Annotated in this window: 25 protein-coding genes; 7 read left to right on the forward strand and 18 right to left on the reverse strand. The window is 55.0% G+C overall.

Annotated elements, in window-relative coordinates; translation table 11 throughout:
- Positions 1-138: 138 nt before the first annotated feature.
- The gene (locus tag M2407_RS02365) at positions 139-777 is read right to left on the reverse strand and encodes a flavin reductase family protein (RefSeq protein ID WP_122077806.1); all 639 of its coding nucleotides are present in this window, start codon (positions 775-777) and stop codon (positions 139-141) included.
- A 119-nt stretch (positions 778-896) separates the two neighbouring features.
- Here M2407_RS02365 and rlmF point away from each other — a divergent pair, with 119 nt between their 5' ends.
- From rlmF to M2407_RS02380, 3 genes are all read left to right on the forward strand, one after another.
- The gene (gene rlmF, locus M2407_RS02370; protein ID WP_259216665.1) at positions 897-1,862 is read left to right on the forward strand and encodes a 23S rRNA (adenine(1618)-N(6))-methyltransferase RlmF; all 966 of its coding nucleotides are present in this window, start codon (positions 897-899) and stop codon (positions 1,860-1,862) included.
- A gap of 220 nt (positions 1,863-2,082) precedes the next feature.
- A complete protein-coding gene (locus M2407_RS02375; RefSeq protein WP_259216666.1) occupies positions 2,083-5,091 on the forward strand; it encodes a DUF4214 domain-containing protein in 3,009 nt (1,002 codons plus the stop codon).
- Positions 5,092-5,413: 322 nt separating this feature from the next.
- A complete protein-coding gene (locus tag M2407_RS02380; RefSeq protein WP_259216667.1) occupies positions 5,414-6,718 on the forward strand; it encodes a PAS domain-containing methyl-accepting chemotaxis protein in 1,305 nt (434 codons plus the stop codon).
- Positions 6,719-6,758: 40 nt separating this feature from the next.
- Here M2407_RS02380 and ybiO read toward each other — a convergent pair whose 3' ends face one another.
- The 6 genes from ybiO to dps form a co-directional block, all read right to left on the reverse strand.
- Positions 6,759-8,978 (reverse strand): mechanosensitive channel protein, encoded by a 2,220-nt coding sequence (ybiO, locus tag M2407_RS02385; RefSeq protein WP_259216668.1) that lies wholly within the window; start codon positions 8,976-8,978, stop codon positions 6,759-6,761.
- A 159-nt stretch (positions 8,979-9,137) separates the two neighbouring features.
- Entirely contained in the window at positions 9,138-9,860 is a 723-nt protein-coding gene (gene glnQ / locus M2407_RS02390; protein ID WP_020825913.1) for a glutamine ABC transporter ATP-binding protein GlnQ, read from the reverse strand.
- Positions 9,857-10,516 (reverse strand): glutamine ABC transporter permease GlnP, encoded by a 660-nt coding sequence (gene glnP / locus M2407_RS02395; protein WP_020825914.1) that lies wholly within the window; start codon positions 10,514-10,516, stop codon positions 9,857-9,859. The genes glnQ and glnP overlap by 4 nt, the downstream gene beginning before the upstream one ends.
- A gap of 105 nt (positions 10,517-10,621) precedes the next feature.
- The gene (gene glnH / locus M2407_RS02400; protein WP_046374121.1) at positions 10,622-11,365 is read right to left on the reverse strand and encodes a glutamine ABC transporter substrate-binding protein GlnH; all 744 of its coding nucleotides are present in this window, start codon (positions 11,363-11,365) and stop codon (positions 10,622-10,624) included.
- A 359-nt stretch (positions 11,366-11,724) separates the two neighbouring features.
- The gene (locus M2407_RS02405; protein WP_020825917.1) at positions 11,725-11,991 is read right to left on the reverse strand and encodes a DksA/TraR family C4-type zinc finger protein; all 267 of its coding nucleotides are present in this window, start codon (positions 11,989-11,991) and stop codon (positions 11,725-11,727) included.
- A 170-nt stretch (positions 11,992-12,161) separates the two neighbouring features.
- On the reverse strand, positions 12,162-12,665 hold the full coding sequence (gene dps, locus M2407_RS02410) for a DNA starvation/stationary phase protection protein Dps (protein WP_259216669.1): 504 nt from the start codon (positions 12,663-12,665) through the stop codon (positions 12,162-12,164).
- A 393-nt stretch (positions 12,666-13,058) separates the two neighbouring features.
- On the opposite strand from dps, the gene M2407_RS02415 reads away from it, so the two are divergent.
- Positions 13,059-13,598 (forward strand): adenylate kinase, encoded by a 540-nt coding sequence (locus M2407_RS02415; protein ID WP_122077820.1) that lies wholly within the window; start codon positions 13,059-13,061, stop codon positions 13,596-13,598.
- 61 nt (positions 13,599-13,659) lie between these two features.
- On the opposite strand, the gene nanQ is transcribed toward M2407_RS02415, so the two are convergent.
- Both nanQ and rhtA read right to left on the reverse strand, forming a co-directional pair.
- Positions 13,660-14,127 (reverse strand): N-acetylneuraminate anomerase, encoded by a 468-nt coding sequence (nanQ, locus tag M2407_RS02420; protein WP_128864009.1) that lies wholly within the window; start codon positions 14,125-14,127, stop codon positions 13,660-13,662.
- A 145-nt stretch (positions 14,128-14,272) separates the two neighbouring features.
- The gene (gene rhtA, locus M2407_RS02425) at positions 14,273-15,160 is read right to left on the reverse strand and encodes a threonine/homoserine exporter RhtA (RefSeq protein ID WP_142815651.1); all 888 of its coding nucleotides are present in this window, start codon (positions 15,158-15,160) and stop codon (positions 14,273-14,275) included.
- A gap of 396 nt (positions 15,161-15,556) precedes the next feature.
- Between rhtA and ompX the strand changes: the two genes are divergently transcribed.
- A complete protein-coding gene (gene ompX / locus M2407_RS02430) occupies positions 15,557-16,075 on the forward strand; it encodes an outer membrane protein OmpX (protein WP_020825922.1) in 519 nt (172 codons plus the stop codon).
- 101 nt (positions 16,076-16,176) lie between these two features.
- Here ompX and M2407_RS02435 read toward each other — a convergent pair whose 3' ends face one another.
- Positions 16,177-17,160, reverse strand: a complete 984-nt coding sequence (locus M2407_RS02435) for a nitrilase family protein (protein WP_020825923.1) — start codon at positions 17,158-17,160, stop codon at positions 16,177-16,179.
- Positions 17,161-17,254: 94 nt separating this feature from the next.
- Here M2407_RS02435 and M2407_RS02440 point away from each other — a divergent pair, with 94 nt between their 5' ends.
- Complete coding sequence (locus tag M2407_RS02440; RefSeq protein WP_128864010.1) at positions 17,255-18,142, forward strand: LysR family transcriptional regulator; 888 nt, start codon at positions 17,255-17,257, stop codon at positions 18,140-18,142.
- On the opposite strand, the gene M2407_RS02445 is transcribed toward M2407_RS02440, so the two are convergent.
- The 6 genes from M2407_RS02445 to ltnD all read right to left on the reverse strand — a co-directional run bounded on the left by M2407_RS02445 (position 18,137) and on the right by ltnD (position 23,782).
- A complete protein-coding gene (locus tag M2407_RS02445) occupies positions 18,137-18,667 on the reverse strand; it encodes a GNAT family N-acetyltransferase (protein WP_020825925.1) in 531 nt (176 codons plus the stop codon). The genes M2407_RS02440 and M2407_RS02445 overlap by 6 nt on opposite strands.
- 53 nt (positions 18,668-18,720) lie before the next feature.
- Positions 18,721-20,091, reverse strand: a complete 1,371-nt coding sequence (locus M2407_RS02450; protein ID WP_122077826.1) for a GntP family transporter — start codon at positions 20,089-20,091, stop codon at positions 18,721-18,723.
- Positions 20,092-20,196: 105 nt separating this feature from the next.
- Positions 20,197-20,973, reverse strand: coding sequence for an HPr family phosphocarrier protein (locus tag M2407_RS02455; protein ID WP_259216670.1), 777 nt, complete (start codon positions 20,971-20,973; stop codon positions 20,197-20,199).
- Between the two features lie 3 nt (positions 20,974-20,976).
- The gene (locus M2407_RS02460; protein ID WP_122077830.1) at positions 20,977-21,609 is read right to left on the reverse strand and encodes an aldolase; all 633 of its coding nucleotides are present in this window, start codon (positions 21,607-21,609) and stop codon (positions 20,977-20,979) included.
- Positions 21,606-22,868 carry a 3-oxo-tetronate kinase gene (gene otnK / locus M2407_RS02465; RefSeq protein WP_273854770.1) on the reverse strand — a complete coding sequence of 421 codons (1,263 nt, stop codon included), beginning with the start codon at positions 22,866-22,868 and terminating at the stop codon, positions 21,606-21,608. The genes M2407_RS02460 and otnK overlap by 4 nt, the downstream gene beginning before the upstream one ends.
- The gene (gene ltnD / locus M2407_RS02470) at positions 22,868-23,782 is read right to left on the reverse strand and encodes an L-threonate dehydrogenase (protein WP_041414346.1); all 915 of its coding nucleotides are present in this window, start codon (positions 23,780-23,782) and stop codon (positions 22,868-22,870) included. Before ltnD ends, otnK begins: the two co-directional genes overlap by 1 nt.
- A 285-nt stretch (positions 23,783-24,067) precedes the next feature.
- On the opposite strand from ltnD, the gene ygbI reads away from it, so the two are divergent.
- Positions 24,068-24,838 carry a DNA-binding transcriptional repressor YgbI gene (gene ygbI, locus M2407_RS02475; protein ID WP_116690890.1) on the forward strand — a complete coding sequence of 257 codons (771 nt, stop codon included), beginning with the start codon at positions 24,068-24,070 and terminating at the stop codon, positions 24,836-24,838.
- Between the two features lie 76 nt (positions 24,839-24,914).
- On the opposite strand, the gene M2407_RS02480 is transcribed toward ygbI, so the two are convergent.
- Entirely contained in the window at positions 24,915-25,682 is a 768-nt protein-coding gene (locus M2407_RS02480) for a molybdopterin-dependent oxidoreductase (RefSeq protein WP_020825932.1), read from the reverse strand.
- Positions 25,672-26,280, reverse strand: coding sequence for a cytochrome b/b6 domain-containing protein (locus M2407_RS02485; RefSeq protein WP_259216672.1), 609 nt, complete (start codon positions 26,278-26,280; stop codon positions 25,672-25,674). The genes M2407_RS02480 and M2407_RS02485 overlap by 11 nt, the downstream gene beginning before the upstream one ends.
- Between the last annotated feature and the right edge of the window lie 11 nt (positions 26,281-26,291).

Below are 26,291 nucleotides of genomic sequence, written 5' to 3' on the forward strand. Positions count from 1 at the left end.
GGGAGAAAGGCGCTTGTCTTTCGATGGAGTGATTATTGCGCAGCGACAGGAAGGATGAAATCGGAGAGTATTGATAATATCGTTCAATTTATTTGATTATTAATTGAGCCCTCCCTCCAGAGGAGGAAAGGGCCGTTATTATCGTTTTTGCGCATCCGGGCGAACCAGATCGAAACGGTGTTGCTCCGAGATGCCATAGTAGGCCGTCGGCCCGCCGGCGCGCAGGATAGGCTCGGCAGCAGCGGTCTGATAAACGCCGTGTTGGTCCAGCAGTGACGAATCGATATGTACCGCGACCACTTCTCCCAGTACCAGCCAGGTATCCACCTTTTCCCCGGCGGCGCTTTGCAACTGAATGCACTGTGACAGGCGGCATTCAAAGTTCACCGGGCTTTCCGCCACCCTTTCCGCTTTCACCCGACGGCTGGGCAGCGGTGTCACGCCGGCAAAGGCAAATTCATCTTCACCGCGGGCCAGGCTGGCCGAGCTGTTGTTCATGGCATCGGCCAGCGGGCGCGTCGCCAGATTCCAGACAAACTCCCCGGTTTCGACGATGTTTGCCACGCTGTCTTTCCAACCGCTGCTGGCGAAACCGATGATCGGCGGGCGGTAGTTGAAGCAGTTGAAAAAGCTGTAGGGGGCCAGATTGCGCTGGCCGCTCGCGCTGATCGATGAGATCCACCCGATGGGGCGTGGGCCGATGATGGCGTTCAGGGGATCGTGCGGCAGACCATGGCCTGTCGCGGGTTCGTAGTAATATCGGGACTGACTGCTCATAAGTGACCTGGGGTGGCTAAACAGAACTTTTATTCTGACGGGTTTCCCGTCGGCTGCAAGTTTGCCGCTGCTTTATGGTATCTTACGCGCCAGAAATACCTTTAAGAGAGCCCGTCACGGTGGAAAAAAAGAAAACCTTCCCGCAGCAGAAAAGCGGCCTGCACCCGCGTAACCGTCATCGCTCGCGCTATGATTTCCCGGCGCTGATCGCCAGCTGCCCTGCGCTGGAGCCGTTCGTCAAGCCGAATGCCTGGGGCGATATTTCGGTAGATTTTGCCGATCCGGCGGCGGTTAAAATGCTCAACCGTGCGTTGCTGCAACATTTTTATGGTATCGAACATTGGGATATTCCCGCCGATTATCTGTGTCCGCCGATCCCAGGGCGCGCCGACTATTTGCACCACCTGGCCGACTTGTTGGCGACCAGCAACGGCGGCGAGATACCGCGTGGTAAAGGCGTGGCGATCCTCGACGTAGGCATTGGCGCCAACTGCATTTACCCGGTCGTCGGCCTGCGTGAATACGGCTGGCGCTTTACCGGTTCAGAGATCGACCCGGTGTCGCTCAATTCGGCCAAAATGATTGTCGAGATGAACCCGACACTGAGAAACAGCGTACGTTTACGTTTGCAAAAACAGCCTGAGTTTATCTTTAACGGCATCATTGGCGTGGCGGAGAAGTTCGACGCCACGTTGTGTAACCCACCGTTCCACGGTTCAGAGCAGGAAGCGCAGGCCAGTACCCGCCGCAAACTGCATAAGCTGGGCAAGGGTGAGGTGGCGGATAAGCCGGTACAGAACTTTGGCGGCAAAAATAACGAGCTGTGGTGCGAAGGCGGCGAAGAAGCCTTCGTGCGTAAAATGGTAGAGGAAAGCGTGAGTAAGGCGCAAAACTGCCTGTGGTTCACCTCGCTTATCTCCAAAAACACCACTTTGCCATCGATTTACCACGCGTTGAAGCTAGCCGGCGCCGCCGAAGTGCGCACCATTGAGATGGCGCAAGGGCAAAAGATCAGCCGTTTTGTAGCCTGGACCTTCCACGACGCGGAACAGCAGGCTGCTTGGGCGGCAGAACGCTGGCGTTAATTTCGGGGTTTGCATAGATTTTTGTCGGTATGGGAGATAACTCCCATACCGGCTTTAGGTTTGACTCCCTTTCTTGACATATCCTATTAAGGTTCCTTAACTGTAGCCATACCAATAATAGCTATCCCAGCAGTGTGCATCGTCTCTCTCCATGTTGCAGGAGACAGGTTGCGGCACTGATGTGCCGTCTCTTTCATTCGACACATTAGTGGGATTTATTATGATTCCTTTATCTACGCAGCAAGAGGTCGGCGCCCTGATTATCGGTATTTTTGGGCGTTTGCCAACGGTCTCAGAAATCGACTATTACGATAGTCAATTTGATATCAGCAGTCAGCCGCCGGCTTATATGACCAGTATCTTAATGAGTCAGCCTGATGCCGACTGGATGAGCGGCCAGAGCGAATACGATATTCTAACCTCAGTCTACCTTTCAGTTTATAACGCCTACCCCGATCCGGATTATATCAACGAGCTGCTTATGCAGGGCCATTTCAACAGCGCGATCGCCAGTGTAGTCATCAGTCTTTTTAATTATCTTGGTGACGATCCTGTCATTCTGGCGCAGCGTGATGCATTGGACCAACGGATTGCCGAGGGACTCTTTCCTTCCGTCGCCGCGGATGCTGTCGGAGGGGCAGGCGATGCCATCGCCGTGTTCTACCTGCTGAAAGCCCCTTGGCTGGCCGACGAAATCAATTCGTATGGCAGTCAGCTCAATCAGGGTGCCGACCTGGCCGTTTTGGCGCAGGAAAAAATAGAGACCTTGCCAATCAATAACCTTTCCGACGGTGATTTTATTCAACAGTTGTTTGAACAGGGTTTCGAACGTTCGCCAACGGCGGCTGAGCTGGCCGATTATCAGCATCAACTGGCGGAAGGGGCGACACGTGGTGAGCTGCTGGTTGCCATGATTGAGCAATTACGTGGCGAAGTGGCACCGGCAGATCAAACTGCGCAACAGCATTTTAATGATGCCGGTTATGAATATCCTTCGGGGGAGTTGCCCGCAACGGTTTATTTGGAACAGGTGGCAGCACTGTTCCGCGCTATTCCTGAACGGAGTATCGATGCCGGTTCATTGGATACCTGGAGCAAAACCCTGGCCTCTGGCACCCTGAGCTATGCTGAGTTGGTGGCTGCCCTGTTGGCAACTCCCGAGTTTCAGGAACAAATTGGCAACCTGCAGGGGGATGCTTTTATTCAGCACGTGTATCAAGCCGTTCATGGCAGGGCAGCAGATGAGCAACAGTTGGCGCATTACCGGACGTTGGGTGGCGACAAGGGGCTAATCACGCAGGCAGTGGTTGAGGATCTGGTGACTGGCGACATCATCGGCGGTATCACTCAGAGTGAGCAATGGGCGTTTGCCCGCGAAATTGGCCAAAGTCTGGGCTATAAAACCACGGCTTCGCTAAGCACCAGCGAAGAGGGCGGAAATGCCTACGGGACGGTAAACACTCATGTCGGACACTCGTTGAGCAACGCCGAAACTGCGGTACTGTTCCGGGTTTTCCTTAATGCAGATACGGATGCCGCAGTGGATCTGAGCTACGCTGCCCAACTTTCCTATCTGATTATCAATGGGGATGGGGCTGCAGCCATTCAGTTGCACAACAATCCGAACGTCAAATATGGCGTGGCGGTGACCGTAAATAACGCTAACGTCACCCTCGACGGTACCTACGGTAGCGATCGGGTACAGTTAACCGGGCTGGCCGATGTCGCTGCCGCAACCGGGAATTTTAATCTGAGTGAGGGCAATGACAGCCTGCTGTGGGCCGGGAACTCTACCGGAGGCGCCAATCATGTAGGTTGGTCGCTGAAGGCTGACGGTGGCGCAGGCATGGACATTCTGTCCGCTAATCTGATCGTCAAACTCACGTCCACGCTAGACCTTTGGGGAATGCGTGTCAGCACGGTTAGCAGCAACGCTGCAAATTTCAGCCATTTTGAGCAGCTTGATCTGGCTGGTTATATTGGCCAGGCCGAAGCGACCCTGAATAAGGTCAGTTGGAGTGGGATTCAGACGGTAAAACTGGCCACTGAAGCACACGTTTTTGACTACGGCGTGATAAGCGGTAACGCAACGGTTGAGGGAACCCTAGGTGGGTATGTCATTCAGGATCGGGTGGCAAACGATCTTGGTAGTGGTGGACTGTTGCTTTCCGGCCGGGCAGATAACGTTAAAGTGATTAACGCCAATGCGCAAGCCGCACGGCTTGAATTCAGCAGTGTGGGCAATCAGTTTGACAGCCGGATCGAAATCGATTTTCTGGAAAATGCTACTCACCGCGTCGATCTGTTATTTTCCGGCAGTGGAAACGTCGGATTTTTGGCGCTGGATTCCCACGGCAGTGAAAATCCGCTGGAGCTGATTGCCATCAATGCCACGGGTTGGAGCCCCAGCACATTGACTTTGACCGGCAGCAATGACCAGGTGCATGACATCGTGCTTTCGGGTCGAGCGAGCTTCAACCTGACTTTAGAAGAGGGGTATCACAATGTGGGCCTGATTGATGCTTCAGCCTTTGCCAGCAACGCGTTCACTCTCAATTCGGCCCATGGCGGCAGCGGAAACGGTACGCTGATTCAGATGCTGGATTTACTGCCCCTCAGCGGCGCTAGCCAGGCGAAATTGGATCCGTTATTGGTCGAATTGGGGCTGGTGGGTGAGCAATTGTTAGTCAAAGGTGGGGGCGGCAATGACCAGTTCAATATCATGGGCGATACCACGCTAATCGCAGGTGCAGGGAAAAACAGTATAACTCTGCAATCAAGTACGGCAGCTTCCGGCGTCACTCTCAAGGGATTTTCACTACAGCAAGACAGCGTTACTGACGTTTTGTCTGGCGTACGCTTATTCCATAATGCCGGGGGGAGCTCATTGGCAGATTACGGTACCAGCGACGGTCAAAATATTGAAGGCCGGATCGGTGCGCTGACAGATGAACAGATGGGGAGCCCCAGCCAACTGCTGGCGGCACTGTTGGATCTGGACAGACCGGGGGCGCTCAGCGCTAAGGTGGGGGTGAGCAGTGTATTGGCCGATCAAAACAGCAGTTATATTATTGTCGACAATAACGACGATCACCGGCTGGATGCTGCAGACAGCGTGATCTTACTTTTGGGCCAGGATCACCAGCTGTTACTTAGCGAACTGCGCTATGTCCCACCGGAGGTCATTGTCACCGGTTCGGCATCAACGGAGGAATTATTGGTTGCCTGAATCTTGGTTGTTGGATTAATGTACTCTGGTGCCGGTTATTTGACCGGCACCTATAAATCTTCGCGTTTCCCTTTCAATTTCCGCATGTTGCGTTATTCTCAATACGTCGTCCAATACTAAAAATCTTAAATAAGTTATTTATTCAAAACACAATAGTTACCTTACTTAATTGATATTTTAATCCGGTGAGCTTTATCTGCCAGGAGAATTAGGCCTGCCTGTTTCTCAGGGTGATGCACGTCTGCGTGTGGGCGCAGCGTGCAGAAAAATAAAATGAAAAGCACTTGTCTGCTAAATCATCTGCCAGAAGGATTTTAACCCTATGCTGTTACGATTCAGTCAGTTAAACACCCACAGCCGTGCCGAGTTGAGCGCGATAGAAAATGCCGTTGCCATGATCGTATTTAAACCCGATGGCACCGTGCTGCGCGCTAACGATTTATTTCTAAAAACGATGGGATTTCAACGACAGGAAGTTATCGGCCAGCATCACCGCCTCTTTTGTTCCCCGGAATATGTCGTCAGCCCGGCATATCGCAAACACTGGGATATGTTAAATAACGGCAAGCCCATTACCGATAATATAAAACGCATTCGCAAAGACGGCGAGGCCGTGTGGCTGCAGGGCACCTATACCCCGGTGATGAATAAACAGGGGCGGGTGGTGGAGATCGTCAAGATCGCCAGCGTTGTGACGGAGCGCATCATCCAAGCGCAGGAGCATCAGAGCCTGCTGTCGGCGCTAAACCGTTCGATGGCAATGATCACCTTTGACGCGCAGGGCAAGATCCTTGCCGCCAACGACAATATGCTGAAATTGATGGGCTACCGAATTGAGGAGGCGCGGGGACAGGCGCATGCGGTGCTCTGCCCACCTGAATTTGCCCATTCTGACGATTACCGCCAGCATTGGCGGCGTCTCGCACGCGGCGAGTTTATCACCGGGCGTTTTGAACGGGTGAACCGGCGCGGAGAGCGGGTATGGCTGGAGGCCAGCTACAACCCGATTCTTGATGATGATGGGCAAGTGGTCAAAGTGGTGAAAATTGCTCAAGACATCACCCGGCAGATGATCCAACAGCAGCACGAAGAAGAAATGGTGCGTAATGCCCACCATTTATCACTGGATACTGACCGGACCGCTGCACAAGGGGCCGTGATCGTCCAGCAGGCGGTCGCAGGCATGCAACAGGTTGAAGCGGCCGCGCGCGATACTTCCGCGGTGGTCAGTGAGCTGGGCATTGGTTCACAGCAGATAGGCACTATGGTGGAGGCAATCCGTAAAATCGCCTCTCAAACCAACCTGTTGGCGATTAATGCCTCGATTGAGGCAGCGCATGCGGGTGAGCATGGGCGCGGATTTGCCGTTGTCGCTAATGAAGTACGTACTCTGGCGGAACAGTCTCGCCAGGCGGCGACTGAAATTGAACGTATCACCAAATCTATTCAGCAGGGAGTGGCGGCGGCCATAGCCGGCATGGCGGTCTGTGTGGAACAGGCTGGCGGTGGCGTGGCGTTGACGCACGATGCCGGTGAAGTGATTAATCGGGTGAATATAGGTATGCAGGATGTGGTCAAACTGATGCAGACGTTTACCACGGTCAAGCAGGGAGAGTCGTTGCACTGAGGTCGGTGACGCTAACCCCTGCCGGGGTTAGCGTCATTCTTCACTCAACTTGTTTTGTTGCCGACTGTTGCGTACCTGGCGCATAAGAAAGTTGCATTGCCTGTTGCGGCATAGCGATACCGGCTTGATCAAAGTGTATTTTGACCAGACGGTCGAGGGCATACTGCACCACCCACTGCTTTAATGCCTGGGTGCGTACGGTCACCCGGGTGGTGAAGGAGCGATCGCCCAGCGCCACTACGCCGTTGAACACCGGTTCGCCCACCAAAAAGCTCTTCACCTGTTCGTCTTGTTTCAACGCGGCGACGGCTTGATGCAGCACCTCATGGACATGATCGATATCTTCGTCACGGCTAACGCTGTAGTTGGCGCGGTACACGCCAAATTCACGGGCGTAATTCGCCAGCGTCGTGATCGAAGAAAAGGGGACGATATGATACACGCCGTAATCGTCCCGCAGGCCAATCGACCGGATGGTCATGCGCTCAACCGTACCGGTAATGCCGCTGACGGTGACGTACTCGCCGGTATTCATGCCGTTCTCAAACTGGATGAATACGCCGGTGATCACGTCCTTTACCAGCGTTTGCGCGCCAAAACTGATGGCCAGCCCCAACGCCCCGGCCCCGGCCAGCAGCGGGGCAATATTAATCCCCACCTGTGACAGAACAATCATAATGGTAATGGTGCTGATAACGATGGCCAGCACGTTACGAAACAGCGTCAGCAGCGTGCGTTCGCGCGCGCTGGGACGGATGCCGTTGCTCAACTCCAGCGCCAGTCGATGTTCGATAACGCTGGCCATCAGCGTCCAGCTGATAACCGCAATCACCAGAATCAGCAGGATATGTACCAGTCCGCCGACGATTTTTTCCCCGTTTTCGCTGCTTGCCCACTGGTAAAGGTTGATCAGATGCCAGGCGTCAAACAGCAGCAGCGTGACCGTCAGTACCACCATCACCCGCAATATTTTCAACCCATTGGGAATATAGGAATTAATACGACGTTCCAGCATCGGATAGCGTCGGTTGACATCATCCGGCAGCGAAATACGGCGGAAAATCCAGCGGGTCAGTTGGCCGGAGATCAACGCCCCGACGCCGATAACCACCAGGCTTTTTACCGTTGCGGTCATCATAAAGTTCAGGCTGTTGCCAATATCAAATTGCGACAGGACAAACAGCACCAGGAAATAAGCGATCGCCAGCAGGTGCCAGACATGGCCCAAACCGCGCAGAATGATGCTGAAGAACGCCATCGATCGTTCGGCCAACAGGTTAATCTGGAGCTGTATCGGCTTGCGGTTACGCAGGATCAACGCCAGTGCGTATAGCGTCAGTGCCAGCATGATGACCAGATTGGCTGCGGCGGCTGCGGGGTAACTGATCTGTGTCGCCACTACCGGTACCACCACCATCAGGCCGTAGCCGATCAGGCCACTAAGCCAGGCAAGACGCGTATTCCAGTAATGGGCGACGGCATCGGAGAAAGCAAAAGGACGCAGGTAATCGAAATTGGGTGCAAAAATCAGCCGCAGCACCGCCTTGAAGAACTCGATCACCGCGAAGGCGCTAAGAAACAGGGTTTGCAGCCGCAATATGGTGGCGTTGTCGGCGTGGACATGACGGGCAAACAGATTACCGGCAGTCAGTGCCAGCAACAACACCAGCAAATCGATAGCGAAGGCGCCGAGGATCGCCGTTGGCAGTTTGTACCACGAATCATGCTGAAGTTTGGCGTTGTGTCCCCAGTTGCCGATGCGTTTGTATAGCGGGCGGATTATCCGGCGGATCAGATGGAAGAGGGCAAAGGTCAGCGCAACCGTCAGCAGAAAATAACCCAAAGCCCGAAAGAAAACGTCCGGATGGAAAGTGCGTTTTGGCCCAGAGTCGATCAGTTTTTGCCTCGAGTTTAACTTCTTGTCGAGGGTGCTAAGGCTGTCTTGCGCCAAACTGGTCAGGCTTCCGCTCAGCGAGTCTGATGGCTCCGGCGTTGCTGACTTGGGCTGCGCTGCGGCTGGTTGATCCGCCGCCTGTCTCAGATGGTTAATCAGTTCGGCACGGGCTTTGTCGTCTTGCAGAATATCTGCGAGCGCCGCGTAGGAGGCTTTTTGTTGCTCGGTTTGGCCACTGGGCGCGGGATCCTGTGCGGGCTGCGCCGTTGCCAGTGGAGAAACTGCATAAGTGATCAGCAGCAGCAACAGGGGAAACAGCTGTTCTCGCAGATGAGAACCGAATCGGGAGTATGCGGTTGCGGGCATGTATCCTCTCTTGGGGCTCTGTAAATCGGCGGATTAATTACAAATGTTAAGAAAAACAAAGAATATAGTAGAAAATGAAGAGGCGCAGGGAGTGATAACGCGTGCTATTGCCATATAGAAACGGCGGGCCCGGAACAGGCCCACCGCTGGGAGGGTAAATCAGGATACGTGCTGCAAGAACTCCTGCAAGCGCGGGCTTGGCGGGTGGTTGATCAGGTCATGCGGGTTGCCGTCTTCTGCAATCCGGCCTTTATCAATAAAGATCAGTCGCGAAGCCACTTTTTCGGCAAAGCCGACTTCGTGGGTGACGATGACCATGGTCATGCCTTCTTCCGCCAGATCCTGCATAACCTTCAGCACTTCATGGCGCAGTTCCGGATCAAGTGCGGAGGTCGGTTCATCAAACAGCATCATTTTCGGTTTTACCGCCAGCGCACGGGCGATAGCCACGCGCTGCTGTTGGCCGCCGGAAAGCTCGGAAGGGTAGTGATGTGCACGCTCCGCCAGGCCGACTTTGGCCAGCAGTTCGCGCGCCAGTTTTTCCGCGTCCGACTTTTTCAAACCGCGTACGCGGATCGGGCCGAAGGCAACGTTTTCCAGTGCGGTCAGGTGTGGGAACAGGTAAAACTGTTGGAATACCATGCCGGCTTCCTGACGGATCAGACGATCGTCAACCTTGGGATCGTTGGCTTTCAGACCGTCGACGATCAGATCGCCACTGGTGATCTCTTCCAATTTGTTGATGCAGCGCAGCAGCGTGGATTTGCCGGAGCCGGAAGGCCCGATAATCACCACCACTTCACCCTGATTAATTTTCAGGTCGATATTGTGCAGCACCTGGGTTTGCCCAAAGTGCTTGGAGACGTTTTTAAATTCAATCACAGGATTTTCATCCTTCTTTCCAGACGACGCAGCACGAAGCTCAGCACCAGGGTAATAATCAGATAAATAACCGCCACGGCGCTCCAGATTTCCAGCGCGCGGAAGTTGCCGGCAATAATTTCCTGGCCCTGACGGGTCAGTTCCGCCACGCCGATCACGATAAACAGCGAGGTGTCTTTAATGCTGATGATCCACTGGTTACCCAGCGGCGGCAGCATGCGGCGCAGCGCCAGTGGCATAATGACATAACGGATGGTTTCGCGGCGCGACAGACCCAACGCCAGACCTGCTTCACGGAAGCCGCTGTGGATCGACAATACGGCGCCGCGAGTGATTTCCGCAATGTAGGCGCCGGAGTTGATCATGATGGTGACCACCGCCGCGCTAAAGGGATCGATGCGCAAATCGCTGAACGCCATCGGCAAGGCGAAGTAGATAAACATCACCTGCACCACGATAGGCGTGCCGCGAATAACTTCGATGAATACCAGGGCGATGTGGTTGGCAATCCAACCGCCGTAGGTACGGGCAAAACCGGCAACGAGGCCGATGATCAGGCCGCCAATCAGACCGAGGACCGAAATCCACAGGGTCATTTTGGCGCCTTCTAACAGGATAGGGATGGCGGGCCAGATGGCGCTCCAGTCGAACTGCATGGTGTTTTCTCCCGGTGATCCCAAACGTGGGAATCAGATACAACAAAGCGCAGGGGCTAAGGCACCACCCCTGTGCTTAAGTGAATCAGTGACTGACTTCATCCGTTATTTAGGTTCGGTACCGAACCATTTTTTGTAGATTTCGTTGTAGGTGCCGTTGTCGCGCAGCGTTTTCAGCGCGCCATTCACCTTCACGCGCAGTTCGTCACTGCCTTTAGGGAAGGCGATGCCGTATTGCTGTGCTTCCAGCGAGTCGCCAACGGTTTTGAACTTGCCGGCGCCGGCGGTTTTAATGAAGTACAGAATGTTTGGTGTGTCGTGCAGCACCGCGTCAGCGCGTTTGGTGCCCAGTTCCATATAGGCGTTATCGATGTTCGGGAACTGACGCAGGTCTTTGGTTTTGATGTGCTGCTTGGCGTAATCCACGGAGCCGGTGCCACTCTTCACCGCCACCACTTTGCCGTTCAGATCGTCAATGCCCTTGATGCTGTTATCGTTGGCGTTAACCATCACCAGCAGGCCGCTTTTGTAGTAGCCGTCAGAGAATTCGATGGCTTTTTTACGTTCTTCGGTAATGGTGATGCCAGCCAGCGCCAGATCGATATTTTTGGTTTGCAGTGCCGGGATGATGCCGCTGAAATCCATAGGCTTCAGGGTGTAATCCAGTTTCAGTTCTTTGGCGATAGCGGCCCACAGGTCGATATCGAAACCAACGTATTTATCGCCTTGTTTGAATTCAAAAGGAACGAACGCGGTATCGGTGGCGACGACCAGTTTGTCTGCTGCGTGGGAGCTTACGGCAAAGGCCAGCGAAAGTGCGGCCAGGGAGACTTTAAAAATTGACTTCATGAGAGGAATTTCCTGTACAGGTTGCGGATTACCCATTTTTTATATTGCAGTTGGTGCCATGAAAAAATCGTGCCATGTTTTCAACTACTATAAAAACAAAGAGTTGCGGTGTGATGTTGGCTCTGAAGGTCGAATTATTATTTTTATGCACCAAATTGAGGCCCCAAAATGGTGCTTTTGGCGACCTGGTGGTGCATGGGTCTATCATTAACCAAATAATGGGGTTGAAACAACCGATAGTTAACGGTTTCGCTTCAATATTGATAACTAACTCTAACTTTTATGCCGCAAGCTTGTTGCATTTGGTGCAGGAGTGTTCTGTCAGAGAGGTCCATGGGGGATATTTTGCGTTGATAAGCTCAACGCAACTGGCTGTCTTTACTGCCGCGACGGTTATATAAACTGCTTGCCGCCTGCTTTTTATCCAACTCGGTTTGGCAGGCCAGGCAATAACGCACGCCTTTCAGTGCCTGCCGACGCGCCAGAGGGATTTCCTCTCCGCATTCCTGACAGTAATGTTCGCTTTCGCCCTGTCCCAGCGCCTGTCTGGCACGCTGTACGGCATCATCGACGGTAGAGTCGATTTGATCTTGTACGGCACCGTCTGCCGCCCATCCGCTTGCCATGATCACCTCGCTAGTGCTGAGTCTTCATCAGTTCGTTTTATCTACTATTTATCTACTATGGGCTGTTTTTTGAGCAATTCAAGCGGCGTAAAAGAAAAACAGGCCGGGGCAAAGCCCGCAGCCTGTTCAATCCCGCAATGCGGAACGCTTTGATTGTTTGTCGCGCAGATTTATTCGATGTTGGACTCGATAAACCACAGGAACTTGTCCAGATCGCGTGACGCAGCGGTAAACATATCCGCGGTATCTTCATCAGCGACTTCTGTGATGGCCTTGCGAATGTCGTTCGCAGCCACACCGTAGCGATCGGCCAGCGCTTTCAGGTGTTCCTGCACGCTGTGGATGTTGGTCGGATAGCTTTTCAGCGGGGTCTTGTCATTCACGACCTGCACGGTACCCAATGCTACGCCGCCCAACTGCACCACGCGCTCGGCAAAAGTGTCCAGGTGATCGATGATGGCGGTACGGAACCCGTCCAGCATTTCATGCACGGCAATGAAGTTGGCGCCACGCATGTTCCAGTGCGCCTGCTTGGTGAGCAACGACAGGTCGGTAAACTGCACCACCTGATGGTTCAACGCCTTGATGGCTTCCAGTTTGGTTTTTTCGTCCATGTCATTACGAGTGTAAAGCAGCTCAGAAGATTTCGTTTTCACCAGTTTAGCGGTACTCATATCAGATATCCTCTCGTTAGTTCGTTGTCCTATTTTTGTCACGGGAGTAATTATAGCAGCGATATAGCATTTTGCAGGCCGAAAATGGCTATTGGATAAATAGGTTCTAACGAATTGAAAATTAACTCCAGTAAGGGTAAGGTTATAGGGATATATTTATTTTTTTACTAATGGTTTGAATTGTAATGATATTATTTCGTCCTCTCTCGTGAGGGTGGTTCCGCAGGGTAATAATTTCAGGAAGGCGTTTAATAACCATTTTCATTTATATTTTCATCAAAATTCGTCATTCTAAATCATTTTTATTTCATTTTATTAATTGCCTGTTAATTCATATTGATAGACGAATAACATCCCGCTAAGCTATTTCCCTCCATCTCAGAATTCGCTCCCATGAAAATTAACGTCGTTGGAACCAGTGGCAGTGGCAAAAGCACGGTGGCGCGCCAGCTAGCGGAAAAGTTTGCGCTGCCTCATATCGAGCTGGACAAGCTGTTTTGGCGTCCGCAATGGCAGGGTACACCCGATGACGAGTTTTTGGCGCAGGTCGCGCAGGCGCTGGCCAAGGCGGAGTCCGGCTGGGTGCTTGACGGCAATTACAGCCGGACCAAAACGATTAAATGGGAAAGCGTTGATTGGGTGGTATGGGTAGATTATGGCTTTTGTCGTACGCTGTTTCAGGCGGTGCGTCGTGCCGCTACACGCGCATGGCAAGGTACCGAGTTGTGGCCCGGCACCGGTAACCGCGAGAGCTTCCGCCGTTCCTTTTTCAGCCGTGATTCCATCGTTTTATGGACCATCAAGACCTACCGTAAAAACCGGGCCGGCTACCTTGCGGATATGAACGATGCCCGGTATCGCCATATCCGCTTTATCCAACTGCGCTCTCCGGCGCAGACGGCGAGGTTTATACGCGCTTTGCCCCAGTATTGATCAGGGTGGCTTTCGCTCAGCGTGATGGGAGGTCGGTCATCCAGATAGACCGGCTGGCCAATTACAGCAGCAGGGTGTAATGCACCTTTATCACCGCTTTTTTGATTGGCATCGATACATTAAGTTGGCAAGCGACTTTGTGCGGCTCATGAGGTAAAAATATGGCGTACATACCGGGAAACATCGCCAGCGTCTGGCGGTGGCGTATGATATCCAGCAGTTGTACATCTCGTGCATCGTCATAAGGCAACTCACTTTGCCAATCCCCCGGCAAACCGTAATCAATGCGTTCTTCACCGCCGAGGAGCAGATGAATGGCGGCATATTCCTGATGCAGCTCTGCACGTCGGGTTTCCGCTAGCCCGGTGGTTAGCGTCATCACGTCCATAAAGATCTTCTCACCCTTTATCTCATGCCGCCCCTGAGCCAGCTCGGCGAGATCGTATTGACGCACAGCGGTGAGGGTTTCGACCAGTGTCGGTGACAGCCCACGGCCATAGCGTGGGTTAAACAGCGTGTTATAAATCACTTTGATTCTCCATGTGGTTAACCCTATCGGGTTTATTTCCATAACTACCTGGGGGGACTGCGGGGAAAAGTATGCCTGTTTGCCAGCGTGAAAACAGTTAACCCGCCTGCATTCCGCTTTGGGCAAATGCAGGCGTAGCCAACACTCAGGACAGGTTTTCGATTTGCGGTTTGGGTTTGATGGTCAGGGTCGCCCCCATGGAGGCGGTAATGATCGCAGCCAGCGCCAGCCATTGCACCGTCGTCAGGTGTTCATTCAGGAACAGCATGCCCGAAAGCGCAGCCAGTGCCGGTTCCAGGCTCATCAATGTGCCGAAAGTCCGCGCCGGTATTTTTGGCAACGCAATAATTTCCAGCGAATAGGGCAGCGCGGTAGAGAGAATAGCTACGGCCAGGGCGACCGGCAGGATATCAATGTTCAGCAGTGCGCTGCCGGCTTGCCAGGCGCCAATCGGGCAAAACACCACGGCGGCAATCAGTGAGCCCACCGCAACGGTTCCCGGCCCGTGGTCGCCACCGGCTTTCTGGCCGCAGATAATGTAGACCGCCCAGCAGGCGCCGGCACCCAGCGCACAGGCGGCGCCGAAGGGATCGATGCTGCCCATGTCATGGCCCAACGGCAGCAGGAACCAGAGTCCGGCGATCGCCAGTGCCACCCACAAAAAGTCAATCGCACGGCGTGAAGAGAACATGGCGACCGCCAGCGGGCCGGTGAACTCCAATGCCACGGCGATACCGAGCGGCAGAGTGCGCAGGGAAAGATAGAACAGGTAATTCATCGCGCCCAGCGCCAGACCGTAAATGAACAACGGTAGTCGGCTACCGGCGGCAAATCGCATGCGCCACGGGCGGAAGATAATAAAGAGGATCAGCGTGCCGATACTCAAACGCAGCGTGGTGATGCCTTCTGCGCCGACCAGCGGGAACAGGCTTTTGGCCAGGGAGGCACCGCTTTGGATAGAGACCATAGCGATGATCAACAGGCAGATTGGCAGCAGCGTAGAAGACGCTTTTGCGGTTGCAGACGAAGACATCCTTTAGAGCCTTTTATGCATTTCCCACGATCTGGGAAGAGGTCGATGTTTGGATGACGGCAGTGTAAATGAATTGCGGTAAATGTGTCTGAGAAAAGCATTTTCAACGAAAAAAAGCGCTGGCTCCCGGCGCCAGAACAGCTTTTATGGTCAAAAAGTGCTCTTTTTTTAAGAATTGTCTGGATATTAAATAGGTGATTCTTATCACAGAAACGCGTAGAATGCGGCTCGAAAATAGAGCGAAATGAAGTAGATACACTGTTCTTGAAATCTAATGTTACACGATATAAAGCATTAGACACTCATTTTAAGGCAGAGTTTCACGCTAATTTTTGTTATATTTTCAATGCATGAACAAATGGATTTACTTAAAAATATAACGCGTTTGAGGTGGTTATGAAAAAAATTGCATGTCTTTCCGCAGTAGCAGCCTGTGTATTAGCAGTAACCGCAGGTACCGCATTCGCTGGTCAGAGCACCGTATCCGCTGGCTATGCGCAGGGTGATCTCCAAGGCGTTGCTAACAAAGCCGACGGTTTCAACCTGAAATACCGTTACGAGTTCGACAACAACCCACTGGGTGTTATCGGTTCCTTTACCCACGTAGAGAAGAACGGTTCTGAGAACGGTTACTACGGTAAAGCTCAGTACAACTCTATCACTGCCGGTCCAGCTTACCGCTTCAACGACTGGGCAAGCATCTACGGTGTAGTGGGTGTTGGTTACGGTAAAAACATCGACAACGCTCAAAACGGTACTGACCGTAACGGCAGCAGCGACTACGGCTTCACCTACGGTGCTGGCCTGCAGTTCAACCCAATCCAGGACGTAGCACTGGACGTTGGTTACGAGCAGAGCCGTATCCGCAGTGTTGACGTTGGTATCTGGAGCGTTGGCGTAGGCTACCGTTTCTAAGATTTCTCCATGCCTGCGGGCATGAGCATGTGGCGCAGTTGGCCGCATCAGATAAAAATCCGCCTTCGGGCGGATTTTTTTTGCCTGTTATTCGGTGTCGGTCACTTGCCCAATTTTTGCGCCGGTTCCGTTGAAAACCGCGCGCTGCGGGCATCTCGCTCATAGCCTTGCGGCTGCGTAAGAATGTCGTACAGTGCCGGTCGACGACCGTGGATCCAGCGGCGGCCCGTGCTGAGCGGGATCAGGGACAGATCAAGGTTGGCCGTGACCATCTGATCTTCTGCCGCCCAGGTTTCCGCCAGAATGCGGCCATAAGGGTCGAGGATCATCGCATTGCCGGTACGCACTTCGTCATCGTCACGTCCCACTCCGTTGCTGAATAACACAAACAAACCATTGTCATGGGCACGTGCCGGGAGCCAGCGCATCAGCCAGCCACGCCCGTGTTCGCCACGAAACGCCGCCTCTATCGCCGCCGGATCCTCCTGCCGCCGTTGCCAAATTTCCAGTGGGATCGGCTTCATGCCGTGTGGGCTACGCGAATGAGTGCCGCCGGTCTGATGCGGTGCCAACAGTACCTCTGCCCCCAGCAATGCGGTCGCGCGGACATTCTCAACCAGGTTATTGTCCCAACAGATCAGCACCCCCATTCGGATACCCCATGGGGTGTCGAACACGGTGAAACTGTCGCCGCTGGCGATTGCCGGGTGTTCAAAGGCATGCAGTTTACGGTGAACGTGAAGCTTGCCGTCGGGCAGGCAGACGGCGTAGGCATTGTAATATTTGCCATCATCGCCCAGTTCAATCAGTCCGACGCCGATCGCCATGTTATAGCGTTCGGCCAGCGGGCGAATGCGCGCCAGCGAAGGGCTGTCGGCGATGGGCTCCGCCAGTGCACCAATTTCACCGGCGCTGAGGTGGCGTACGTGCCAATAGCCGGTGATGCACATTTCCGGGAAGGTCAGCAGCTGGATCTGTTCGGCGGCGGCGCGGGTGATAAAGCCCTCGATCACCGACAGGTTGTAGTTTTTATCATTGGCGCGATGCTGAAACTGCACCGTCGCGGCGCGTAAAGAGTTTGTCATAGGATTACCTTTTGGCTGTTATCTGGCGTTGATTACAGCAAAGCCATTGATTACTGTATAATCAATTAAATTCCTTTTTTGATAACCTAACGGAATGGATATACGACAACTCCGCGCCTTCGTGGTGCTGGCCGAACAGGGCAATTATCGCTTGGCGGCAGAGCGGCTGTGCATCACCCAGCCGGCGCTGAGCAAACAGATCCAGGCGTTGGAAACGCTGCTGGGTGCCCGCTTGTTTAACCGTGGCCGTCAGGGGGCGCAACTGACCGCCAGCGGCCAACGGCTCTATCCTGAAGCTCAAACGTTAGTCGCTCAGCATCTGCAGTTTCAGCAGCGAGCCGTGCAGGTGGTACGGGGGGAGGCGGGGCGGTTGGCAATCGGCTTTGGCCTGTCCAGCTTTCATCTGGCGCCGCAGTTGGTGGCCGCTTTCCGTCATCGCTTTCCCGAGGTTGCCGTGGGGTTGGAAGACTTGCCTTCAGAACGGCAATATCAGTTGCTATTGCAGGGGGAGCTGCAGGTGGGATTTGTGCGATTACCTGTCAGTACGCCGTTGCGCGCCAGTGCGTTGCTGAGTGACCGATTGGTGCTGGCGGCGCCTTCGGCGCTGGCGCTGCGGGCGGACACCCTGATGGAGCAATTCAACACCTTACCGTTGTTACAGTTGACGCCCAAGCGTGGGCGCGGGCTGAGCGACCAGTCGCTGCGTTTTATTGCCGCCCATCAACTGGCACCTAACGTGGTACAGCAGGCCGGTGATATTCAAACCTTGCTGGCACTGGTTGCCGCCGGCATTGGCGTTGCTCTGCTGCCGCATAGCGTCACGCATATTGCGCCGGCGGGCATCGATATTCTGCCGCTGAGCGGCGAACAGACCCAATGGCAAGTCGGTATCGCCTGGAACCCGCAGCAGCCTGATGCGCTACGGGATAACTTTGTCCAGGTCGCTTTGGCTACCGCGTCGGGTCAGGTTGCCGGCTTATAGCGGGCAGTGCATCACCAGAATTGGGCTTTGGTGGTACTCGCTGCGATGACTTTCGCTGAAACCGACCTTCTTCGCCAATGCCAATGAGGGCTGATTTTCCGGTGAGATAATGCATACCGCCTTATCGCCCGGTAAATGGTCTTTTCCCCAGGCCAAAGCCGCGCGCAGCGCTTCGGTGGCATAGCCTTTACCCTGTGCCGAGGTCACCAGCGTCCAGCCCATTTCGGGGGCATCAAGCGCCGGATGGATATTGCGCTGGAAGTCGGAAAAACCGATGCCGCCAAGGTAAGCGCCGCTGACTTTATCGCGCACGGCCCAGTAGCCATAACCCAGCAACGCCCAGTGGCCGACGTAGCGCATCAGACGGCCCCAGGAATCTTCACGATCCCTCGGCGTGCCGCCGATATAACGAACCACTTCAGGATCGGCCCACATGGCGGCCAGCGAGTCAAAGTCGTCCAGCGTATGTGCATCAAGGCGTAAACGTTCGGTAAGCAACAGCGGTGCGGTAGTGATAAGAGGCATTATTTTTTTTCCTGCACAGAGCCAGAGGCGGTCTGTGCAGTATGCCAGAGAAATTACACCGCCAGCCACAGTAACCAGGTGAACAGGAAACCGCTCAGGCCAAGGATCGTCGTCAGTACCGTCCAGGTTTTCAGGCCATCGGCGACCGAAAGCCCGAGGTATTTGGTGACGATCCAAAAGCCGGAGTCATTTACGTGCGATAAGCCCAGCCCGCCGAAGCAGGTGGCGAGAGTGACCAGTACCAATTGCAGCTGATTAAGCCCGCTAACCGCTTCCGATAACAGGCCACCGGTCGTGAGTATCGCTACAGTAGCGGACCCCTGAGAGGCGCGCAGCGCCAGCGAAATGATAAAAGCTGCCGGGATCAACGGCAGGCCGATGGTGGTCAGCACGTCTGCCAATGCCTTGCCCACGCCTGACTCCACCAGGACTTTGCCGAATACGCCACCGGCACCGGTAACCAGGATCACCACCGCGGCGGTCGGCAGAGCGCCCCCCATGACGTCGCTGGTGTGTTGCAGGCTCCAGCCGCGACGAATGGCCAGGAAGTAGAATGCCAGCAAGAGGGCAATCATCAGCGCTACTGCCGGTGAGCCGAGCAACGAAAGCGTGTCGCGCAGTGCTGAACCCGGCTCGAGCAGCGTGGCCGAAACGGTGCCCAGCATGATAATCGCGATAGGAATGACGATCAGCGCGGCCACCAACCCGGCGCCAGGCGGATTGATGCGGTCGCTCAATGGTGCTTTGCCTTCCGGCGCCGGTTCGGGCGCTGCCAGCTGCAGCTGTTCCAGTACCTCAATCGACAGTGGATAAGTTTTACGATTCAAATGCTTGGCTGTGAAATAACCGATCACGCCTACCGGAATACAAATCGCGAGACCGATAATGGTCAGCCAGCCAATATCGGCGTTCAGCAGCCCGGCTGCGGCGACCGGGCCTGGATGTGGTGGCAGGGCGACGTGAACCGTCAGCATTACGCCGGCCATCGGCAGGCCGAACTTCAGCGGCGAAACTTTAGCGACCTTGGCAAAACCGTAGATGATCGGCGCCAGGATGATAAAGCCGACGTCGAAAAAGACCGGAATGCCGAGAATAAATGCGGCGATGGTCAGGGCGGCCACGGTATGTTTCGGCCCCAAAGCTTTGCTGAAGCGCTGGGCCAGCGATTCGGCACCGCCAGAATGTTCGATCATACGGCCGAGCATCGCGCCCAGGCCGATGATAATGGTCACCGAACCCAGTACGCCGCCCATACCTGCGGTCATCACTTTCATCACTTCGCCGGTAGGAATGCCGCTGGCCAACGCCACCAACAGACTGACCACCAGCAAGGCGACAAAGGGCTGGATCTTGGCCTTGATGACCATCAGCAAGAGCAGTACCACACCTAATACGGCAATCATCAAAAGCATAGAGGTAGACATGAAATAGCCTTTAATCGGGTAAGAGTCAGGCACCGCGATCGCCGGTTGGCGATACGGGTGCGTTTAATTTTTATGTTTTGGAAATCCCTGGGTTGGCGCAGTGCCTTACTGGTAAGGTCTTAGCCAATCAAGCCCGACGGTGGTATCGCCACGCGGCCGGTATTCACAACCGATCCAACCTTGATAGCCGATGGCGTCCAGTTGGTCGAACAGCCACGGATAATTCAGTTCGCCGTCGTCCGGTTCATGACGATCCGGCACCGAGGCAATCTGAATATGGGCGTAGCGGCCGGCCAGCGAATGCATCAGCCCGCTGATGTTGCCGTCCACCAACTGAGCATGGAAAAAGTCGAACTGTACGAAGACGTTCGAGCGATCGATGGCCTGGACCAGTTCGGCTGCCTGGTGCTGGCTGGAAAACAGATAATGCGGCTTAACCTGTGGGCTGAGCGCTTCAATCAGCACCTTGATGCCGTGCTGGGCGAAGCGGTCTGCGGCATAGCGAATATTATCGATAAAGGTATCGCGATAGCGCTGCCAGTCCGCCCCCGGGGGAACGACGCCGGCCATCACGTGCACGTTGGGGCAGTTCAGCGCAATGGCGTAAGCCAGGGCGCGATCGATATCTGCACGCGCATCTTGCTCGCGGCCCGGCACCGCCGCCAGCCCCCATTCGCCGGCTTCGGCATTGCCCGGCGCGGTATTAAACAGCACCTGCTGCAAACCGTTGCTGCGCAGTTGTTCCGCCAGCAATTCGGCCGGATAGTCATAGGGAAACAGGAACTCGACTGCCGTGAAACCTTCGGCTGCGGCAGCCTCGAACCTTTCCAGGAATGGCAGTTCGTTAAACATCATCGATAAATTGGCGGCAAACTTAGGCATGGTTCAGCTCCGTAGCTCGGTAATTTCATCATCGGTCAAATAGCGTATTGGGCGGTCGCCGAGGGTGAAAATCAGCCTGGCGGCATCTTCCATCTCTTCGGTATTATCCGCTGCCGCCCGCAGATCCTTGCCCGTAACCACCGGGCCGTGATTGGCCAGCAAAAAGGCGCGGTGGGTCGGTGCCAGTTTGGCCAGGTCTTCCGCCAGCCGTAAATCACCTGGGCGGTAGTACGGCACCACCGGCACCTTGCCGACCCGCATCACCACATAAGGGGTGAAGGGTTTTATGGCATTCTCCACGTCCAACCCTTGCAGGCACGATAACGCGGTGAGGTAGGTACAGTGCAGGTGCACCACCGCTTTGCACTCTGGGTTATTCAGATACAGCGCACGATGAAAGCTGATCTCTTTCGAGGGTTTGTCGCCGGACAGCCATTCGCCGTTCAGGCTGACTTTCGACAGCCGCTCGGCCTGCAGTTCGCCCAGGCAGGATCCTGTCGGGGTTGCCAGCAGCGTGCCGTCCGCCAGCAACAGCGAAAGGTTACCGGCGGAGCCCGTGGCGTAGCCGCGTTGGAAGAACGAGGCTCCGAGGCGCACCATCTCTTCGCGTGCCTGTTGTTCGGTCGTCATTGTCATAATGGGAATTCCGTTTGTGCCCGGGCGAAAAAGTTATCATCGCCAAAATTGCCCGATTTAAGGGCCAGTGAAACCGGTTGTTCGATGGCGCGAACCCAGGGTACGCCGGGAGAGATGCAGGGGCCTATGTGGAAGCCGCGAATGCCCAGCGCCTGCGTCACTACGCCAGAGGTTTCGCCGCCGGCAACGATAAAGCGACGGTACCCTGATTGTTGGAGCTGTTTAACCACTCCGGCAAACAGTGACTCCACTGCCTGACTGGCTGCAGCCATGCCATATTGTTGCTGAACCTGCTGCAGTTTCTCCGGTTCGGCGGTGGCATACAGCAGCGGGGCCAGCGGGGCATTTTCCTGCCGCTGTACCCAGTCGGCCAGTTCTGTGACATAGGCCGCGTGGTCAGCTTCGCTAAGGCAACGCGCCACGTCGATAGCCATGGCCGGGGCCTGTTGACGATATCGGGCGACCTGTCGATTGGTCATGACGGAGCAGGAGCCGGACAGGACCACCGCTTTCTCCCCCTGTGGGGCTCCCGCGGCCTGCGGACGATCTTGTCCCGGCTGAGCCCATTGCCGTGCGAGGCCGATGGCCAGGCCCGATCCGCCGGTCACCAGCTTCATATTTTTCAGCGCTTCGCCCTGGGTCAGCAAGTGCTGCTCATTGAGCGTATCCAGCACCGCATATCGCACGCCTTGCTGCGCCAGCTGTTGCAGCTTTTCCACCACCGCGCCGGCACCGCAATCCATCTCTGCGGCCGTTACCAGTCCGCAGCGTCCCTGAGCCTGTGCTTCCATCAACCGCAGCAGATTGCTGTCGGTCATCGGCGTCACCGGGTGATGGCGCATGCCGGACTCCGACAGCAGTTGATCCAACACAAACAGATAGCCCTGATACACCGTCCGGCCGTTGACCGGCAGCGCCGGGGAAATCACCGTTTGGTTTTCGCCCAGTGCATCAAGCAGCGCATCGGTCACCGGGCCGATGTTACCCTGCGCAGTGCTGTCGAAGGTTGAGCAATATTTGAAGTAAAATTGCCGGCAGCCCTGGCGCTGCAGCCAGGCCAGCGCCTGCAAAGATTGTTCAACTGCCTGCGAAGCTGGGCAGGATCTTGATTTCAGGCTGATAACGACCGCTTGCGCTTCAATCGGCATTTCATCATGCGGTACGCCATTTAACTGCACCGTCGACAGGCCGTTTTCCACCAGAAAGCTGGCAATGTCGGTCGCGCCGGTAAAATCATCTGCAATTACGCCGAGCAGCATTATGCGTTCTCCTTCTTTTGCGGCAGGTCGATGCCGGAGAAGATTTTGATCACTGCGCTGTCATCCTCTTTGCCGAAACCGGCATTGCTGGCGGCGGTAAACATATTAAAAGCGGTAGATGCCAGCGGCAGCGGGAAATGCAGTGCTTTGGCGGTATCCGCCACCAGCCCCAGATCCTTCACGAAGATATCCACCGCCGATTTGGGCGCATAGTCGCCGTCAACCACGTGACGCATACGGTTCTCGAACATCCAGGAATTGCCGGCCGCGTGGGTGACGACGTCGTACATGACATCCAGAGGAATACCGGCGCGGGCAGCCAGCGCCATGGCCTCGGCTCCGGCGGCGATGTGCACCCCGGCCAGCAATTGGTGGATGATTTTCACCGTGGCACCCAGGCCAATCTCTTCACCAATGCGATAGACCTTGCCGGCAATGGCGTCCAGCACCGGCTGCAATTGTTGGAATGTAGATTCTGCGCCGGATGCCATCACCGTCATTTGGCCTTCAGCCGCCTTGGCTGCGCCACCTGAAACCGGAGCGTCAAGCATGTTCAGGCCAAGCGCCAGCAGTTGTTGTTCTATCTGCCTGGCATCGGCAGCGGAGATGGTGGAAGAGACCATGACTGGCGTATTGGGCTTCAGCTTCGCCGCCAGGCCGTTTTCGCCGAACAGGATCTGCTTGACCTGAGCAGCGTTAACCACCAGCAGCAATAACGCATCCAACTCAGAGGCGAATCCATCTGCGCTGGTGGCAGCCTGTTTGGCCCCGGCCTGCTGCAATGTGGCCAGCGCCAGTGGGTTAAGATCGACACCATAAGTCGTCAGCCCGGCATTAATGCACGACTTCGCCGCCCCCATTCCCATGGAACCTAACCCTACGATGCAAACTGCAAAATCCCCTGGCTGTGTCATTTGGCACCTCGTGTTAATTTTAGTGATAATTTGTTTTGTTGTGTTAAATGTAAGCGCATTGATACGCTGAGTCAGCGATCGATATCACAATTATTAACATTAAGTGGAGCCTTAATTGATGCGCTTAAAAAGGTTGATATCGCGTTATCTCACTGTTTTAAAAATATTTAAAATAAGTCATCGATACCATGAGCGATCTCACGACCTGCAAAATGGCTGCTTTCATCGAACGAAAATTGACGTAAAATCACAATTATTATCACTGCGGTTAAAAGAGAGGGAACCGTGATACCTGTAGAACGCCATCAGCAAATTTTAGCGCTGGTATCAGAACGCGGGGTGGTCAGTATTGCCGAATTGACCGAGCGGCTGGGAGTGTCGCATATGACGATTCGCCGCGATCTGCAAAAACTGGAGGAGCAGGGCGCGGTACTGGCAGTGTCAGGCGGGGTGCAATCTGCTGAACGGGTGGCGATTGAACCTTCTCATCAGGATAAGGAAGGGATGTACAGCCAACAGAAAGCGGCCATCGGTCAGTTGGCTGCCCGGCAGGTCCCGCCCAACAGCTGCATTTATCTGGATGCGGGCACCACTACGCTGGCATTGGCAAAGCACCTCAGTGAGCGCGAAGATCTGACGGTGGTCACCAATGATTTTGTGATTGCGGGCTACCTGATAGAACACAGCCAGTGCAAGATCATTCACACCGGCGGCACCGTCTGTCGCGAGAACCGTTCCTGCGTTGGTGAAGCGGCGGCTCAGGCGCTACGTGGGTTGTTTATCGACCTGGCGTTTATTTCCGCCTCATCATGGAGCATGCGCGGCCTGTCGACGCCCAATGAAGATAAGGTGATGGTGAAGAAAGCCATCGTTGACGCCAGTCGCCGCTGTATCCTGCTCAGCGATACCTCAAAATACGGTAAAATAGCCACCTATCTGGCGTTGCCGATTGCGGTATTTGACGCGATTATTACCGATGATAATCTGCCCGCCGCAGCGCGAGAGGCGATCCTGCAGGCGGATATCACGCTGATGACGACCGGGGAGAAAAACTGAACATAGCCTCGTATTGACAGCGTCGGAATAAATGCACCAGCGGGCGGTGAGCTCTCTGCGCAGCGCTACGCAGAAATTAAATGCCGCTGAACCAGTTATAGCCCTGATCTTCCCAGTAACCGCCGGGATTGGTATCGCTGACGAAAATGGCGGCGATATGTTTGGCGTTCTTGAAGCCCAGCTTGGTCGGCACCCGCAGCCGTAGCGGGTAACCGTAATCGGCCGGCAGCGCCTTGCCGCCGAAATCCAGCGCCAGAATGGTTTGTGGATGCAGTGCGGTGGCCATATCGATGCTGGAATAGTAACGATCCGCGCATTTGAATCCGACGTAACGGGCGTTCAGATCCGCCCCGATGTGCTGCAGGAAATTGCGCAGCGGCACGCCACCCCATTGGCCAATGGCACTCCAGCCCTCGATGCAGATTAACCGGGTTATCTGGCTTTGCTGCGGCAGGCGTTGCAGTTGCTCCAGCGTCCAGGGGGCCTTTTTTTCTACTTTACCGGAGACTTCCAGCCGGTAGCTGGCGAGATCCACTTCCGGAACGTTGTATTCCGGGTAATACGCGTTGAACGGGAACGGATGGGTAATCTGATCCGAACGGTAGGTCTGCGCCAGCTTTTGGCCGTTGAACAGCCAGGCTTGCACCCGATCGTTCCAGCGGGACATTGCCCACAGCACTTTATCCACCTGGTCACCGTCCTGCAGGTTGCAGCCGGTCAGCATGGCGACGCCACCCAGCGTCAGGCCGGAGCGAAGCATCAGGCGGCGCTGCAAATTAACCAGCTGTTTCTTTTGTGCCGGTTCCAGCCCCGGTGCCATGGGGCGTTGTTTTTTATCCGTCATGTTTGCCACCCATTATCATTGCCCACAGCGTGCGCGGCACGATAATCACCATCAGCAGGTGAATCACCACAAATAAGCCAATGCCTGCCATGGCGAAAAAATGTACGTAACGCGCAATGTCAAAGCCGCCGAACAGGCTAACCAAACCTTGTAACTGCACCGGTTTCCAAATGGCTAGCCCGGAGAGCACCAGCAGCAGCCCCAGAAGCAGTACGCCGAGGTACATCAGTTTTTGAATGGCGTTGTAATGACCATGCTGATGTTTGAGCCGCAGCGTTACGGCTTGCCAGATATCGCGCCGCAGCGCGCCGAGGCCAAGCGGCAGCAGATCGCGCCGCAAGTGGCCGCTGAACAGGCTCCACAAGACATAACACAGCGCGTTGCAGGCCAGCAGCCACATCACCGCCAGATGCCAGCCGATCGCGCCGCCCAGCCAGCCGCCGAGCGTGACTTGCGGCGGAAAGCGGAAGCCGAACAGCGGCGAAGCGTTATAGATTTCCCAGCCGCTCATGAACATGCAGACCATGGCGAACAGGTTAATCCAATGGGTCAGGCGGACCGGCCAGCGATGCACCGGCCGCGGCGCGTTGCTTTTCATCATGCACTCCT

The sequence above is a fragment of the Serratia sp. BIGb0234 genome (genome assembly GCF_024809915.1).
GTDB classification, from domain to species: Bacteria; Pseudomonadota; Gammaproteobacteria; order Enterobacterales; family Enterobacteriaceae; genus Serratia; species Serratia liquefaciens.

Excerpts from the sequence above, each read along its gene's own strand:
- M2407_RS02435 (WP_020825923.1), bottom strand. The coding sequence starts at position 17,160 with ATGACAAACTCTTTACGCGCCGCGACGGTGCAGTTTCAGCATCGCGCC.
- M2407_RS02480 (WP_020825932.1), bottom strand. The coding sequence starts at position 25,682 with ATGACGGATAAAAAACAACGCCCCATGGCACCGGGGCTGGAACCGGCA.
- dps (WP_259216669.1), bottom strand. The coding sequence starts at position 12,665 with ATGAGTACCGCTAAACTGGTGAAAACGAAATCTTCTGAGCTGCTTTAC.
- rhtA (WP_142815651.1), bottom strand. The coding sequence starts at position 15,160 with ATGTCTTCGTCTGCAACCGCAAAAGCGTCTTCTACGCTGCTGCCAATC.
- M2407_RS02460 (WP_122077830.1), bottom strand. The coding sequence starts at position 21,609 with ATGACAATGACGACCGAACAACAGGCACGCGAAGAGATGGTGCGCCTC.
- glnP (WP_020825914.1), bottom strand. The coding sequence starts at position 10,516 with ATGCAGTTCGACTGGAGCGCCATCTGGCCCGCCATCCCTATCCTGTTA.
- M2407_RS02455 (WP_259216670.1), bottom strand. The coding sequence starts at position 20,973 with ATGCCTAAGTTTGCCGCCAATTTATCGATGATGTTTAACGAACTGCCA.
- glnH (WP_046374121.1), bottom strand. The coding sequence starts at position 11,365 with ATGAAGTCAATTTTTAAAGTCTCCCTGGCCGCACTTTCGCTGGCCTTT.
- ltnD (WP_041414346.1), bottom strand. The coding sequence starts at position 23,782 with ATGACACAGCCAGGGGATTTTGCAGTTTGCATCGTAGGGTTAGGTTCC.
- M2407_RS02440 (WP_128864010.1), top strand. The coding sequence starts at position 17,255 with ATGGATATACGACAACTCCGCGCCTTCGTGGTGCTGGCCGAACAGGGC.
- ybiO (WP_259216668.1), bottom strand. The coding sequence starts at position 8,978 with ATGCCCGCAACCGCATACTCCCGATTCGGTTCTCATCTGCGAGAACAG.
- M2407_RS02375 (WP_259216666.1), top strand. The coding sequence starts at position 2,083 with ATGATTCCTTTATCTACGCAGCAAGAGGTCGGCGCCCTGATTATCGGT.
- M2407_RS02485 (WP_259216672.1), bottom strand. The coding sequence starts at position 26,280 with ATGAAAAGCAACGCGCCGCGGCCGGTGCATCGCTGGCCGGTCCGCCTG.
- M2407_RS02415 (WP_122077820.1), top strand. The coding sequence starts at position 13,059 with ATGAAAATTAACGTCGTTGGAACCAGTGGCAGTGGCAAAAGCACGGTG.
- ompX (WP_020825922.1), top strand. The coding sequence starts at position 15,557 with ATGAAAAAAATTGCATGTCTTTCCGCAGTAGCAGCCTGTGTATTAGCA.
- M2407_RS02445 (WP_020825925.1), bottom strand. The coding sequence starts at position 18,667 with ATGCCTCTTATCACTACCGCACCGCTGTTGCTTACCGAACGTTTACGC.
- M2407_RS02405 (WP_020825917.1), bottom strand. The coding sequence starts at position 11,991 with ATGGCAAGCGGATGGGCGGCAGACGGTGCCGTACAAGATCAAATCGAC.
- otnK (WP_273854770.1), bottom strand. The coding sequence starts at position 22,868 with ATGCTGCTCGGCGTAATTGCAGATGATTTTACCGGCGCGACCGACATT.
- M2407_RS02450 (WP_122077826.1), bottom strand. The coding sequence starts at position 20,091 with ATGTCTACCTCTATGCTTTTGATGATTGCCGTATTAGGTGTGGTACTG.
- M2407_RS02380 (WP_259216667.1), top strand. The coding sequence starts at position 5,414 with ATGCTGTTACGATTCAGTCAGTTAAACACCCACAGCCGTGCCGAGTTG.
- M2407_RS02365 (WP_122077806.1), bottom strand. The coding sequence starts at position 777 with ATGAGCAGTCAGTCCCGATATTACTACGAACCCGCGACAGGCCATGGT.